15 protein-coding genes are annotated in these 14,548 nt (G+C 64.9%); 8 read left to right on the top strand and 7 right to left on the bottom strand.

The genetic code is table 11. The features are described from left to right. Positions 1-42 precede the first annotated feature (42 nt). Entirely contained in the window at positions 43-1,047 is a 1,005-nt protein-coding gene (locus tag ABE528_RS12355; protein ID WP_152957855.1) for a bile acid:sodium symporter family protein, read from the bottom strand. 106 nt (positions 1,048-1,153) lie between these two features. On the opposite strand from ABE528_RS12355, the gene ampC reads away from it, so the two are divergent. Next, complete coding sequence (gene ampC, locus ABE528_RS12350; protein WP_346653119.1) at positions 1,154-2,290, top strand: class C beta-lactamase; 1,137 nt, start codon at positions 1,154-1,156, stop codon at positions 2,288-2,290. A 304-nt stretch (positions 2,291-2,594) separates the two neighbouring features. Further along, positions 2,595-2,927: a hypothetical protein gene (locus tag ABE528_RS12345; RefSeq protein ID WP_027916800.1), complete on the top strand. Its 333-nt coding sequence runs from the start codon at positions 2,595-2,597 to the stop codon at positions 2,925-2,927. A 47-nt stretch (positions 2,928-2,974) separates the two neighbouring features. Here the strand turns inward: ABE528_RS12345 and ABE528_RS12340 are convergent, their stop codons facing one another. The 4 genes from ABE528_RS12340 to ABE528_RS12325 form a co-directional block, all read right to left on the bottom strand. Next, positions 2,975-3,271 carry a hypothetical protein gene (locus tag ABE528_RS12340; protein WP_346653118.1) on the bottom strand — a complete coding sequence of 99 codons (297 nt, stop codon included), beginning with the start codon at positions 3,269-3,271 and terminating at the stop codon, positions 2,975-2,977. Positions 3,272-3,431: 160 nt separating this feature from the next. Beyond that, positions 3,432-3,620 carry a hypothetical protein gene (locus tag ABE528_RS12335; protein ID WP_152957848.1) on the bottom strand — a complete coding sequence of 63 codons (189 nt, stop codon included), beginning with the start codon at positions 3,618-3,620 and terminating at the stop codon, positions 3,432-3,434. Positions 3,621-3,757: 137 nt separating this feature from the next. Further along, positions 3,758-4,078 (bottom strand): YbjQ family protein, encoded by a 321-nt coding sequence (locus ABE528_RS12330; RefSeq protein ID WP_254485177.1) that lies wholly within the window; start codon positions 4,076-4,078, stop codon positions 3,758-3,760. Between the two features lie 59 nt (positions 4,079-4,137). Beyond that, positions 4,138-5,025: an EamA family transporter gene (locus ABE528_RS12325; protein WP_346653117.1), complete on the bottom strand. Its 888-nt coding sequence runs from the start codon at positions 5,023-5,025 to the stop codon at positions 4,138-4,140. Between the two features lie 233 nt (positions 5,026-5,258). Here ABE528_RS12325 and ABE528_RS12320 point away from each other — a divergent pair, with 233 nt between their 5' ends. Further along, positions 5,259-6,656 carry a cytosine permease gene (locus ABE528_RS12320; protein ID WP_152957845.1) on the top strand — a complete coding sequence of 466 codons (1,398 nt, stop codon included), beginning with the start codon at positions 5,259-5,261 and terminating at the stop codon, positions 6,654-6,656. Between the two features lie 21 nt (positions 6,657-6,677). Here the strand turns inward: ABE528_RS12320 and ABE528_RS12315 are convergent, their stop codons facing one another. Both ABE528_RS12315 and ABE528_RS12310 read right to left on the bottom strand, forming a co-directional pair. Continuing rightward, complete coding sequence (locus ABE528_RS12315; RefSeq protein WP_256669382.1) at positions 6,678-7,433, bottom strand: class II aldolase/adducin family protein; 756 nt, start codon at positions 7,431-7,433, stop codon at positions 6,678-6,680. A 52-nt stretch (positions 7,434-7,485) separates the two neighbouring features. After that, positions 7,486-8,529, bottom strand: coding sequence for an ABC transporter substrate-binding protein (locus ABE528_RS12310; RefSeq protein ID WP_152957843.1), 1,044 nt, complete (start codon positions 8,527-8,529; stop codon positions 7,486-7,488). Positions 8,530-8,717: 188 nt separating this feature from the next. Between ABE528_RS12310 and ABE528_RS12305 the strand changes: the two genes are divergently transcribed. The 5 genes from ABE528_RS12305 to ABE528_RS12285 all read left to right on the top strand — a co-directional run bounded on the left by ABE528_RS12305 (position 8,718) and on the right by ABE528_RS12285 (position 14,491). Then, on the top strand, positions 8,718-10,670 hold the full coding sequence (locus ABE528_RS12305) for an FAD-dependent oxidoreductase (RefSeq protein ID WP_346653116.1): 1,953 nt from the start codon (positions 8,718-8,720) through the stop codon (positions 10,668-10,670). Between the two features lie 39 nt (positions 10,671-10,709). After that, the gene (locus ABE528_RS12300; RefSeq protein WP_152957841.1) at positions 10,710-11,312 is read left to right on the top strand and encodes a cupin domain-containing protein; all 603 of its coding nucleotides are present in this window, start codon (positions 10,710-10,712) and stop codon (positions 11,310-11,312) included. 82 nt (positions 11,313-11,394) lie between these two features. Next, positions 11,395-11,679, top strand: coding sequence for a hypothetical protein (locus tag ABE528_RS12295; protein WP_346653115.1), 285 nt, complete (start codon positions 11,395-11,397; stop codon positions 11,677-11,679). A gap of 132 nt (positions 11,680-11,811) precedes the next feature. Then, positions 11,812-12,651, top strand: coding sequence for a glutathione-dependent disulfide-bond oxidoreductase (gene yghU, locus ABE528_RS12290; protein ID WP_346653114.1), 840 nt, complete (start codon positions 11,812-11,814; stop codon positions 12,649-12,651). A gap of 136 nt (positions 12,652-12,787) precedes the next feature. Then, on the top strand, positions 12,788-14,491 hold the full coding sequence (locus tag ABE528_RS12285; protein WP_346653113.1) for an amidase: 1,704 nt from the start codon (positions 12,788-12,790) through the stop codon (positions 14,489-14,491). Positions 14,492-14,548 lie beyond the last annotated feature (57 nt).

Below are 14,548 nucleotides of genomic sequence, written 5' to 3'. Positions count from 1 at the left end.
CCGGCCGCTGCGGGAGCGGCCGGTACAGGCACCATGCAGCTATCAGGAAGAAGCAGTAGCCCCCTCACCCACCTGCTCACGGCTGGCATAACGCTGCGCCAGCACCGCACATACCATCAACTGGATCTGGTGGAACAGCATCAACGGCAGAATCATCGCGCCGATGCCACTCCCCACGAACAGCACCTGGGCCATAGGCACCCCGGTGGCCAGGCTCTTCTTGGAACCGGCGAACAGGATGGTGATGCGGTCTTCCAGGCTGAAGCCCAGCACCTTGCCCAACATACGCGTACCGAACAGCACCAGCGCCAACAGGATCCCGCAGACGGCGAACAGCCCGGCCAGGTGCTGCGGCGACACGGTGTGCCACAGGCCGGTGACCACCGCTTCGCTGAACGCGGTGTAGACCACCAGCAGAATCGAACCCTGGTCGACGATCTTCAGCCAGCGGGCATTCTTCTTGACCCAGGCGCCGATCCAACGCCGTGCGATCTGCCCGGCCACGAACGGCACCAGCAACTGCAGGGTGATCTTCAATACGGCGTCCAGCCCTGAACCGGTATCGCCACTGGCGCCCAGCAGCATCACCACCAGCAGCGGGGTAAGGAAGATGCCGATCAGGCTGGAAGCCGCCGCGCTGCAGATGGCTGCCGGCACGTTGCCGCGGGCCAGCGAGGTGAAGGCGATGGCCGACTGTACGGTGGCAGGCAGCGCGCACAAGTACAGCACGCCGAGGTACAACTCGTTACCCACCAATGGTACGAACAGCGGCTTGAACGCCAGGCCCAGCAGCGGGAACATCACGAAGGTGCAGGAGAACACCAGCAGGTGCAGGCGCCAGTGGCCAGCACCGGCGATGATCGCCTCGCGCGACAACTTGGCACCGTGCAGGAAGAACAGCAGGCCTATCGCCAGGTTGGTCAGCCAGCCGAAATACACCGCGCCGTCGCCCGAGCAAGGCAGCACGGTGGCGATCAGCACCACCCCGAGCAGGCATAGGGTGAAGTTGTCGAACAACATGCGCAAATACTTCATAACAGTTTCCATCTTGTCGTTGTGCAAGGGCAGACGATAAGGTCTTGGGTTTTTTCCCGCTAACGCCGGAACCCCCATTGGTGTCGCTCAACGGACACACCCACGAAAAGGACCTTACATGCCGCTCGTACGTCTTGCTCCACTGTTCATCCTGTTCGGCGTCGCCTGCGCGCACGCTGGCGAGCCGTTGCAAGCCCAGGTGGACGGGGTCATCAGGCCGCTGATGAAAGAACAGGACATCGCCGGCATGGCGGTGGCGGTCTACGCCAACGGCCAGGCCCACTACTTCAGCTATGGCGTGGCCAGCAAGGCCGACGGCAAGCCGGTGACCGCCGACACCCTGTTCGAAATCGGTTCGCTGAGCAAGACCTACACTGCCACCCTCGTGGCGCTAGCCAGTGCTGAAGGCAAGCTCGACCTCGACGCCCCTGCCCGGCGCTACGAACCGGCCCTCGCCGGTGCACCGTTGGGCGAAGCCAGCGTGCTGGAGCTCGGCGCCTACAGCGCCGATTGCCTGCCATTGCAGTTCCCCGATGAAGTACAGACGCCGGAGCAGACGCTGGCGTTCTTCCGCAACTGGAAGCCGCGCACCGCGCATGGCACTCAGCGCTGCTATTCCAACCCGAGCCTGGGGCTGTTCGGCGACCTCGCGGCACGTGCGCAACACAAGCCATTCGCGACCGTCATGACCCAGCAGTTGCTACCGCAGATGGGCCTGCAGCATACCTACCTGCAGGTGCCGCAGGCTGCACAGGCACTGTACGCACAGGGCTATGACGCGCAGAACCGCCCGGTGCGGGTCAGCCCCGGCCCCTACGCCGACGAAGCCTACGGCATCAAGACCAGCGCCAGCGACCTGCTGCGCTACGTGCGCCTGCACATGCAGCCTGCCGCACTGCCGCCGGCACTGCGCAAGGCGACCGAAATCACCCAGGCCGGCTACTTCAAGGTTGGTGCCATGACCCAGGGCCTGGGCTGGGAGCGCTACCCGTACCCGGTCGCGCTGGACACGCTGGTCGATGGCAACAGCCCGCGCCTGATTCGTGAGCCGCAGACCACCCAGCGCCTGAACCCGGCGCTCCCGGCCCTGCCTGCAGCCTGGTACAACAAGACCGGATCCACCAACGGTTTCGGCGTCTACGCCGCCTTCATCCCGTCCGAAGGCAAGGCCATTGCCCTGCTTGCCAACCGCAATTACCCCAATGAAGCCCGTGTGCGTGCGGCGTTCCAGATTCTTTCCGGGCTCGACCGCTGAGTCACCGCCGAACGGATTGCCAGACAATATGACAAAAATGTAGTGACTAAAAATATTCACTACAAAACCATTGACGCCGTTCCTCAGCCTTGTGCATGATGAAGCCGTCTCCCTGATCGGGAGCGGTGGCAAGGGTGTTCCAGACGGCTTGCGCGGTAACGCAGGCCGTCCGTGGAGAGGGAATCTGTCCAAAAGGCAGCGTGAGAAAGCCCCTGTTGCGATGCTGCTGTAGCAGCCTTGGTAGTGCGCTACAACCTGTAGTGCCAACTGTGACAATCAAAAACAAATAGGTGATGGGGGCTTTATGATGAACTTGAACAACAATCCGACTATCGACCAATTGGCCCAGCTGTTCGCGGTACGCAAGGACAGCCTCGACGACCATCTGCTGTGGGTCAGCCAGACCGGCGAGGTGCGCATCGACCGCCTGCCGCCGAACACGGTCGAAGATGAATTCGAAGCGCACCTGCCCAGCATGCGCGCCCGCTTCAAGGTCTACCGCCGTGGCCAGGGCTACGTCGGCAAGAAGGCCGCCGCCGATACCGAGTTCGTCGGCCGCGTGCTACAGACCCTGCAACAAGAATGGCCCGCCGCCCGTGAGCGGCAGGCAGTCAAGGTGATCGAACCGCTGAACTGAGGGTTCGCCACCACTTATGGAGCCCGGCCTGCATAGGCCGGGCTTTTTCATGCCCGCCGTCGCCGCCGCGGCATCGGTAACGCGCCGATCGCCAGCGCCCTGGCGCGGTCCACCCCCCACACCAGCGCACGGGTCATGGTTTCGCCAGGCCGCGCCGGGTAGTACTCCTCCAGCAGTGCCCTGCCGTCCTGGCCGTACAGCCCAAGGAACAGCTGCGTGGCGCCGAGCCGCGACAGGCGCACCTGGATATCCAGCGAAGTGCCGTCACTGAGCACTTCGTCATGGCAGCGGCTATGCAACTGTGCGTCGGCCCACTGCCAATAGGTCTCGTCCCTGACTCGCATGAAAAATCAATCCTCTCTTTCCTGGATGCCGCGCCAGAAGACCACAACTGCGCCGCCGCTGCGAGGGCAACCCGCAGTTACCATGAGCAGGATCAAGCAACACCCACAAAAAACCCCGCTGGACGGCGGGGTGGTGTGAGCAGGTTCACTTTTTCGAGGCTTACTTCCTGGCAGGCACCCGTGGCGTGAAACGGCCCTTCTTGCTGCGCTGCAGATGTGCAGGCTTGAGGTCTTCCGATTCATCCAGGGTCATGTGGGCGAAGCCCAGGCGGAACGCCGCCTGACCGCAACGCACCTGGCTGTTGATCGGGTATGCATCGTTCATGTCTTCGAAAAAGGACTCGCTCATGCCCTAGCTCCATTCAGTGGCGACCGCGTCAGCCAGCAAATGGGCTGACCTGAAAAACGCGACCTATGCCAGTGAGACTAGCCGGTCACAAGCGGACTGCCTGGACGAAACCTGCAGACCCGACCAGTGGCACTTGGCTACTTCAGCCGCACGGCAGTACCGGTGGCGAACACCACGACCATGCCGCCTTGCACCGACGGCATGCTGATCTCGAAGTCCACGCCTACCACGGCATCGGCTTGCAACTGCCGTGCCCGCGCCATGAGTTCCTCGGTGGCCTGCTCGCGGGCCTCGCGCAGGGCGCTTTCCAGGGTTTGCGAACGGCCACCGAAGAAGTCGCGAAAGCGTGTGAAGAAATCGCGCACGAAGTTGATGCCCTGCACCGATTCGGAGCTGACCACGCCAAGGTACTCGGCGATCGGGCGGCCTTCGAGCTGGCTGGTGGTGGAGATGATCATGTAGAGCTCCTTGGCCTTGCAAAAAAGGCCAAGTCTAACAAATGCGCCGGCCGCTTCCGCTATTGCGCGCTGGCCGCGCGCAAGCGCTGCCCCAGCTTCGGCCCGAACACGTTGACCAGCAAGCCAAGCATCACCAGTAATGCGCCCCAGCCCTGCACCGCTGTCAGCCGCTCACCGAGCAACCAGGCCGACGAGCTCAGGCCGATCACCGGCACCAGCAGCGAAAACGGCGCCACCTTGCCCGCCGGGTGGCGCGACAGCAGCTTGCTCCACAGGCTGTAGCCGATCATGGTGGCGACGAATGCCAGATACGCCAGCGCCAGCACCGAGCTCCAGCTGATATTGGCCAGCGCATGGCCGATCCGCTCCGGCCCTTCCAGCCACCACGACAAGGCCAGGAACGGCAGCGGCGGAATCAACCCGCCCCAGATCACCAGTGCCACCAGGTCCACCGAGCCGAAGCGGCGGGTGATGATGTTGCCCATGCCCCACATGGCCCCGCCGCACAAGGTCAGCAGCAGCGCCACCAGCGGCACATGGCCGCTGTCCTCGCTGCCGATCAGCGCCAGGCCGCTGGCCGCCACCATCAGGCCGAGCACGCTGGCCAGGCGCAGGCGTTCACCGAGGAACAGCGCGGCAAAGCCGAGGGTGAAGAACGCCTGCGACTGCAGCACCAGCGAAGCCAGGCCCGGAGGCATGCCGCTGTACATGGCCTGGAAGAGAAAGGCGAACTGGCCCAGGGAGATGGTCGCGCCATAGGCGATCAGCCAGCGCCAAGGCAGCTTCGGTCGCCTGACCAGGAGCACGGCCGGGAACGCCACCAGCAGAAAGCGCAATGCCCCCAGCAGCATCGGCGGCAAGCCATCGAGGCCGACCTTGATGACCACGAAATTGACTCCCCAGGCGACGATCACCACCAGGGCGATCAGCAGGTCCTTGAGCGGCATTGCAGCTTCCTTCTTCAGGCGTTCTAGACATATTTCGTAACAGCATAAGGCCATTTTTCGGGCTGGGACCAGCACAGTTGTGGCTAACCCTTACGCAACAGATTGGCTGTTATGCCCTGCAGACTTCACTTGACCCTACTTGTATAGACATGCTGATATCAGGCAGACGCCATCCGCGCCACGCACCGCCGATGGCCCTCCCCTGACAAAAAAACAATGAAGTGGAGCCCTCAATGTCTCGCAAATCCGTGCTCGAACGGCGCTCTATCGACTACATTCCCGAAGCCGAGCGCCATGGCAAGCTGTACAGCCAGTTCACCCTCTGGCTCGGCGCCAACCTCCAGATTACCGCCATCGTCACCGGCGCCCTGGCCGTAGTGCTCGGCGGTGACGTGTTCTGGTCGCTGATCGGCCTGCTGTTGGGCCAGTTGATTGGCGGCGCGGTCATGGCCCTGCATGCGGCCCAGGGCCCGCGCCTGGGCCTGCCCCAGATGATCTCCAGCCGTGTGCAGTTCGGGGTGTACGGCGCGGCCATCCCGATGGTGCTGGTGTGCCTGATGTACCTGGGTTTCACCGCCACCGGCACGGTGCTGTCCGGGCAGGCCATTGGCCAGTTGCTGAGCGTCAGCGACAGCACCGGCATCCTCATCTTCGCCTCGGTGATCGTGCTTGCCACCCTGGCCGGCTACCGGGTGATCCACTGGATCGGCCGGGTCGCAAGCGTGCTGGGGATCATTGCCTTCGTCTACCTGTTCAGCCGCATCCTGATGCTCGCCGACATCGGCCAGTTGCTGGAGAACCGCCACTTCAGCTGGGCCACCTTCCTGCTCGCGGTGTCGCTGGCGGCGTCCTGGCAGATCGCCTTCGGCCCCTACGTGGCGGATTATTCGCGCTACCTGCCGAGCAGCACCTCGCCGGTGAAGACCTTCCTCGCCGCCGGCCTCGGTTCGGTCATCGGCGCACAGGCGTCGATGATCCTCGGCGTGTTCGCCGCGGCGATCGCCGGCGGGCAGTTCAGCGGGCGTGAAGTAGCCTACATCGTCGGCCTCGGTGGCGCCGGTACCACCGCCGCGCTGCTGTACTTCTGCATCGCCTTCGGCAAGGTGACCATCTCGACGCTGAACTCCTATGGCAGCTTCATGTGCATCGCCACCATCATCAGCGGCTTTCGTGGCCACCTGGCAATCAGCCGCGTACAACGCCTGGTGTTCGTGCTGGCCATCGTCGGCGCTGCCACCTTGGTGGCCCTGCTCGGCCAGCACTCGTTCCTCAGTGCGTTCAAGTCGTTCATCCTGTTCCTGCTGACCTTCTTCGTGCCCTGGAGCGCGGTCAACCTGGTGGATTACTACTTCATCACCAAGGAGCGCTACGACATCCCTGCCCTGGCCGACCCGGAGGGCCGCTATGGCCGCTGGAACTGGCCTGGCATCAGCGTCTACACCCTCGGCGTGCTGGTGCAGATGCCGTTCATCGACACCAAGCTGTACACCGGCCCCATGGTCGCGCACCTGGGTGGCGTGGATGTGTCATGGCTGATCGGCTTGGTGGTGCCGAGCGTTCTGTACTACTGCGTGGCGCGCAGGCGTGCCGCCGAGGCACCGGCCAGCATGATCGTGCCGCAGGCGCGCTGATTGCCGCCAGGCGGGCGGCTGTCAGTCGCGATAGCCAGGGGCGACTCGCTCCAGCATTCGCAACAAAGCCGCCCACGCCAGCTGCAGCGCATCCGGGTCGCTCAGCTCGCCCGGCTTTAGCCCGCGCATCGGTTCATTGAACTGCCGCTCGGTATGCGCGCACACCGCCTCCGACGGCAACACCAGCTGCCCAGCACTCTGCGCCGCCAGCTGAATGTCACAGGCCTTTTCCAGGTAATACATGCGCAGGAACGCCTCGGCCACCGAGCGCCCGGTGGTCAGCAAGCCATGGTTACGCAGGATCATCACCGGCTTGTCGCCCAGGTCGGCCACCAGCCGCTGCTGCTCGTCCAGGTCAAGCGCGATGCCTTCATAGGCGTGGTAGGCGACCTTGCCATGGAATTCCATCGACATCTGGTTGACCGGCAGCAACCCGCACTCCAGCGCCGCCACCGCGCAACCGGCGCGGGTGTGGGTGTGCAACACGCACTGGGCGTCCTCCCGGGCGGCATGGATGGCGCTGTGGATGACGAAGCCGGCCGGGTTGACCGGGTATTCGCTGGGCGCCACCGGTCGGCCTTGCAGGTCGATTTTCACCAGGCTGGAGGCGGTGATTTCATCGAACAGCAGCCCATAGGGATTGATCAGGAAATGGTGCTCGGGGCCCGGCAGGCGTAGGGAAATATGGGTGAAGATCAGGTCCGACATGCGGAAATGGGCAATCAGCCGATAGCAGGCGGCCAGTTGCTGGCGCAGGGTCTGTTCCGTGGCAGTCATTGTTGTTCTCCTGTTGGCATTCGGGGCCGCTTTGCGGCCCCGACAAACTACATCATTTGCTGGCCCAGGCATTGAAGCGCTGTTCCAGCTCTTCGCCGTGATCGACCCAGAACTCCACATTCATCGCCAAAGCGCCCTGCAGGTTCTCCGGCGAGGTCGGCACCCAGCTGGCCAGCGACGGGTCAAGCCTTGCCGCCGCCTGGGTATTGGTCGGCCCATAAGGGATCTGCTCGACGTAACGCACCTGGGTATCCGGCTGGTTGGCGTAGCTGATCAAGCGTTTGGCCTGATCGACATGCTTCGAGCCCTTGATGATCGCCCAGTAGTCCATGCCATACAGGCTGCCAGGCCAGACCACCGCCAGCGGGCTGCCTTGCTGCGCGGCCACGGCGATGCGGCCGCTGTAGGTCGAGGTCATCACCACATCGCCCGCCGTCAGCCACTGCGCCGGTTGCGCGCCGGCATCCCACCACTGGATATACGGCTTGAGTTCGGTGAGCTTGGCAAAGGCGCGCTCGACACCCGCCGGGGTCGACAGCACCTTGTACACGTCATCGACCTTGACCCCGTCGGCCAGCAAGGCGAATTCCAGGTTGTACACCGCGCGCTTGCGCAGGCCGCGCTTGCCCGGGTACTTCTGCACGTTCCAGAAGTCGGCCCATGAGGTCGGCGCCTGGGCCAGCTTGTCGCGGTCGTAGGCAATCGCCACGCTCCACACCAGCGCCGCCGAGCCGCAATCCTGGGCGGCAGCGGGGATCAGTTCGGCGGCATGCCCCAGGCGCTGCCAGTCGAGGTGCTCGTAGATGCCTTCGTCGCAGCCGCGCATCAGGTCCGGCCCCTCGATCTGCACCACGTCCCAGTCGACATTGCCGGTATCGGCCATCACCTGGATGCGCGCCATCTCGCCGTTGTATTCGCTCTGGATCAACTGGCTGCCGTCCTGGGCGCTGAAAGGCTGGAAGATCGCCACATCCTGGGCTTTCTGACCGGCGCCGCCATAGCCGACCACGACCATCTGCGGCGCCGCTTGCGCACTGCCCAGGCCCAAGGCCAGCAGCGCTGCGCAAAGGCCGGTACTGCGAGGGAATGCCTGCATCGAGTTGCCTCCTGTCGGTACCGCCGCGCGTTAGCTCGAAGGCCCGTTTCTTGTTGTAGTGAGGTCACGCGCCACTGCCGTGGCTGGGAAAAAGCTAGTCGGGCACCAGTAAAAAAACAAGTTGATTTTTTACTGACGCTACACTTTCATGAGAAAAACAAGAACAGCACCGCACCGGAGCCGCCCGCATGACGACCGCCTTCGCCCACCTCTTCGAACCGCTGCAGATCCGCGGCAAACGCCTGAAGAACCGCATCATGTCGACCGGCCACGACACCTGCCTGCCCACCGACAACCTGGTCAACGACAAGCTCATCGCCTACCAGCGCGCCCGCGCCGCCGGCGGCGTCGGCCTGATCGTGCTGCAGGTGGCCGGGGTGCATGACAGTGCGCGCTACACCTCGCATGTGCTGATGGCCACCGACGACGCCTGCATAGACGGCTACCGGCGCCTGGCCGAGGCCTGCCATGCCCATGACACGGTGGTGCTGTCGCAATTGTTCCACCCGGGGCGGGAGATCATGGAGTCGGCGGACGGCCTGCTGGCGGTCGCTTACTCGGCCTCGTCGGTGCCCAACGAGCGCTTCCGGGTGATGCCGCGGGCGCTGGACCAGGCGATGATCGACGAGATCGTCCAGGGCTATGCCAGCGCCGCCCGGCGCCTGCACCAGGCCGGCCTGGACGGTGTCGAGGTGGTGGCCAGCCATGGCTACCTGCCGGCGCAGTTCCTCAACCCGCGGGTCAACCAGCGCAACGACGGCTACAACGGCGAACTGGAACAGCGCCTGCGCTTTTTGCGTGAAGTGCTGGCAGCAGTCAGGGCGGCCACCGACGAGCAGTTCATCGTCGGCCTGCGCATCAGCGCCGACGAGCGCGACAGCGACGGCCTGAGCGAAGACGAATCGCTCGCCGCCGCCCAGGCCCTGCAAGACCAGGTCGACTACCTGCACATCGTCGCCGGCACCTCGGCGTCGCTGGGCGGCGCCGTGCATATCGTGCCGCCAATGGCCATCGCTCCGGCCTACCTGGCGCGCGAGGCCGGCACCTTCAAGCAGCACCTGGACATCCCGCTGTTCGTCACCGGGCGCATCAACCAGCCGCAGGAAGCCGAGCTGATCCTGGCCCGTGGCCAGGCCGATGTGTGTGGCATGACCCGCGCACTGATCTGCGACCCGCAGATGCCGGCCAAGACCGAGCGTGGCCAGGTCGAGGATGTGCGCGCCTGCATTGCCTGCAACCAGGCCTGCATCGGCCACTTCCACCGGGGGCTGCCGATCTCCTGTATCCAACACCCGGAAACCGGGCGCGAATTGCAGTACCAACACCCTGCCCCCGCTACCGCGCGCAAGCGCATCCTGGTCGCGGGTGGTGGCCCCGCCGGCATGAAGGCTGCAGCCGTTGCCGCCGCCCGTGGGCATGAGGTAACGCTGTACGAAGCCAGTACACAACTCGGCGGCCAGATACAGCTCGCCCAGCTGCTGCCCCGGCGCAGCGAGTTCGGCGGCGCCAGCACCAACCTGCAGCGTGAGATGGAACTGGCCGGCGTACGCGTAGTACGTAATACGCGTGTCGACCGCGCCCTGGTCGAACGCGAACACCCCGACCTGGTGATTGCCGCCACCGGCGCCACGCCCTACTGGCCATCGTTCGAACGCAGCGGCGAGCTGCAGGTGGTGGATGCCTGGCAGGTCCTGCGCAATGAGGCCATCCTCGGCCGCTCGGTGCTGGTGATCGACTGGCGCTGCGACTGGATCGGCCCCGGCATCGCCGAGCGCCTGGTGCGCGCCGGCCACCAGGTGCAACTGGCGGTGAACGGCACCCACTGCGGCGAAACCTTGCCGCTGTACGTCCGCGACCAGATGGCCGGCGAACTGCACCGTCTGGGCATCCCCATCACGCCATATGCCCGCCTGTACGGCTGCGACGACAACACCGTCTACCTGCAGCACACCGCCAGCGGCGAGCCGATGATCTTCGAAGGTATCGACACCCTGGTGCTGTGCCTCGGCCACCAACCTCAGGACACCCTGGCAGCAGAACTGGCAGGCCTGGTGGAGGTGCGGCGCATCGGTGACTGCCTGGCCCCACGCACAGCCGAAGAGGCCATCCACGACGGCCTGACTGTTGCCTGGGCGCTCTGAGCCTGGCCATACTGCGGCTTTCCCGATGGACCGAAGCGCATGAGCCAACAACCCCAGTTACCGCCCGCCGCCGAAGACGGCGGCAGCGCGCCGCAGTTTCTCGGTGGCCGCATCCGCGGCCTGCGCAAGCGCCGCGGCATGACCCTGGCGGAGCTGGCGGCGCACAGCGAGCTGACCGCCGGCTACATCAGCCAGCTGGAGCGCAACCTGTCATACCCGTCGATCCCGGCGCTGTTCAACATTGCCCGCAGCCTCGGTGTGACTATCCAGTGGTTCTTCGCCAGCGAAGCCACCACCGCCCCCGAAGACCAGGGTTACGTGGTGCGGCGCAACAGCCGGCTGAGCGTGCATTACGAGGACGGCATCGTCGACCAGCTGCTGACCCCGCAACCCAACCGCCAGCTCGAGATGCTGCACTCGCGCTTTCCGCCAGGCACCTACAGCCAGCAGAGCTATAGCCATGAAGGTGACGAAGCGGGCTATGTGCTCTCGGGCAGCTTCGAGGTGTGGGTGGGTGAACGCCACTTCCTGCTGGGCGAAGGCGACAGTTTCAGTTTCTCCAGCCAGGAGCCGCACCGTTACGGCAACCCTGGCGAAGTGGATGCCGTGGTGATCTGGGTCATCACCCCGCCAACATTTTGAAAAGATCTGCCAGCTGGCCCCGTAACATCGTTGCCTGCAATTACGGTCTACTGTGTCTTTCGGACTTTCCAGGAGCACAACGTTGAACAATATCCTGATCATTGGCACCGGCATCGCCGGCCCATGGAGCGCACTGAGCGCCATTCGGCAACTGAACCTGCAAGGCCAGAAGGGTGCCCAGGTGACCTTGCTGGCCCCCCAGACTGGCCTGCAGCAGCCGTTCGATCACGGCAACCTGTGCCTGGTCCAAGGCACCACCTCGCATGTCGATGCCGCCGACCGACGCGTCCACTACCGCACCCCTTCCGGCACCCGCTGCAGCCTTTCATACGACCGCCTGATCGCAGCGCAACTGTGGCCCAGGTGAGCCACGCGGCCAACGCACCTTGCAGCTGACGCCCGCGCCCAATGCATTTGCGCTTTTCTCCGAACCCATGGCATAGATGCAAGTCCACGCCTTTGCGTGGACGCTTTCGCGCTTTCCAAGGAGAACCTCTGCATGAGCAAGCCCCCCTACATCCCGCCCAAGGTCTGGCGCAACGAAGCCGCGTCCGGTGGCCAGTTCGCCAGCATCAACCGGCCGATCGCCGGGCCGACCCATGACAAGGACCTGCCCGTCGGCAAGCACCCGCTGCAGCTGTACTCCCTGGCCACCCCCAACGGCGTCAAGGTCACCATCCTGCTCGAAGAACTGCTCGCTCAGGGCCACAGCGGCGCCGAATACGATGCCTGGCTGATCCGCATCGGTGACGGCGAGCAGTTCTCCAGTGGCTTCGTCGAGGTCAACCCCAACTCGAAGATCCCCGCCCTGCTCGACCGCAGCGTCGAGCCGCCAGTGCGGGTGTTCGAGTCTGGTTCGATCCTGCTGCACCTGGCGGAAAAGTTCGGCGCCTTCCTGCCCAAGGCAGCGGCCGCACGCACCGAAACCCTGAACTGGCTGTTCTGGCAGATGGGCTCCGCGCCTTACCTGGGCGGCGGCTTCGGCCACTTCTATGTGTACGCGCCGGAGAAGTTCGAATACGCCATCAACCGCTTCACCATGGAAGCCAAGCGCCAACTCGACGTGCTGGAGCGCCGCCTGGCGGTCAGCCGCTACCTTGGAGGCGACGAATACAGCATCGCCGATATCGCCGTATGGCCGTGGTATGGCCAACTGGTGCGCGGCAACCTGTATGGTGCAGCCGAGTTCCTGGCGGTGGATGAATACCCGCAGGTGCAGCGCTGGGCCGAAGAAATTGCCCAGCGCCCGGCCGTGCTGCGTGGCACCCGGGTCAACCGCACCTGGGGCGATGAAGCCAGCCAGGTGCCCGAGCGGCACTCGGCAGCCGACCTGGATTGAGGCTATCGGGGCCGCTGCGCGGCCCCGACAATGCCCCGTTGCAAAAAACCATTTCTCCCGCGCAAACCTCCCAGCCCTGATCCCTTCTTGTACACTCCTCGCACTAGCCCCAACCTGCACAAATTTTGGTGAAAGCATGATCGAGGTAACCGAGGTTTCCATTGCCGAGCTGCGCGACGCACTCGAAACGGGCCGCACGACGGCAGTCGAGCTGGTCAAGGCCTACCTGGCGCGCATCGATGCCTACGATGGAGCCGACACCGCCACCGCGCTGAACGCCGTGGTCGTGCGCAACCCTGAAGCGCTCAAGGAGGCCGAGGCCTCCGACGCTCGCCGCGCCAAGGGCCAGACCTTGAGCCCGCTGGACGGCATCCCCTACACCGCCAAGGACAGCTACCTGGTCAAGGGCCTGACTGCCGCCTCCGGCAGCCCGGCGTTCAAGGACCTGGTCGCCCAGCGCGACGCCTTCACCATCGAGCGCCTGCGCGCCGCCGGGGCCGTGTGCCTGGGCAAGACCAACATGCCACCGATGGCCAATGGCGGCATGCAGCGTGGTGTCTACGGCCGCGCCGAAAGCCCGTACAACGCCCAGTACCTGACCGCACCATTTGCCTCTGGCTCGTCCAACGGCGCCGGTACCGCCACCGCCGCCAGTTTCAGCGCCTTCGGTCTGGCCGAGGAAACCTGGTCGAGTGGTCGTGGCCCTGCCTCGAACAACGGTCTGTGCGCCTACACCCCGTCGCGTGGCGTGATCTCGGTACGTGGCAACTGGCCGCTGACCCCGACCATGGACGTGGTGGTGCCCTATGCCCGGACCATGGCCGACCTGCTGGAAATCCTCGACGTGGTAGTCGCCGACGATGCCGACAAGCGCGGCGACCTGTGGCGCCTGCAGCCGTGGGTACCGATCCCGGCCGCCTCCTCCGTGCGCCCGGCTTCCTACCTGGACCTGGCCGTCGATGCCAGCTCGCTCAAGGGCAAGCGCTTTGGCGTACCGCGCATGTACATCAATGCCGACGCCCAAGCCGGCACCGCCGAGAAGCCAGGCATCGGTGGCCCGACCGGCCAGCGCATCAACACCCGCGACAGCGTCATCGAATTGTGGAAGCAGGCCCGCCAGGCCCTGGAAGCGGCCGGCGCCGAAGTACTGGAAGTCGACTTCCCGCTGGTGTCCAACTGCGAGGGCGACCGCCCGGGCGCGCCGACCGTCTACAACCGTGGCATCGTCAGCAAGGAATTCCTCCATGACGAACTGTGGGAGCTGTCGGGCTGGGCCTTCGACGACTTCCTGCGCGCCAACGATGACCCCAAGCTCAACCGCCTGGCCGATGTCGATGGCCCGCAGATCTTCCCGCACGACCCGGGCACCCTGCCCAACCGTGAGGACGACCTGGCCGCCGGCATGGACGAATACGTCAACATGGCCAAGCGCGGCCTGAAGACCTGGGACCAGATCGAGACCCTGCCCGATGGCCTGCGCGGGCTGGAAAAGACCCGCAAGATCGACCTCGAAGACTGGATGGACGCGCAAGGCCTGGACGCCGTGCTGTTCCCGACCGTGGCCGATGTGGGCCCGGCCGATGCCGACGTCAACCCGGCCTCGGCCGACATCGCCTGGAGCAACGGCATCTGGGTGGCCAACGGCAACCTGGCCATCCGCCACCTGGGCGTGCCGACCGTGACCGTGCCGATGGGCGTGATGGCCGACATCGGCATGCCGGTGGGGCTGACCTTTGCCGGCAAGGCCTATAGCGACAATGCGCTGCTGAGCTTTGCTGCGGCCTTTGAAGCGACCGGCTCGCGCCGCAAGGTACCGCCGCGCACGCCGCCCCTGGGCTGAGCATCCTGGCCCCATCGTTGGCTTGCCGACGCTGGGGCCAGCTGGTATGACATCCTT

Source organism: Pseudomonas sp. TWI628 (assembly GCF_039673865.1).
Lineage (GTDB): Bacteria > Pseudomonadota > Gammaproteobacteria > Pseudomonadales > Pseudomonadaceae > Aquipseudomonas.
The sequence above is the reverse complement of the archived record's forward strand: the minus strand, read 5'-3'. Positions and strand labels throughout refer to the sequence as shown.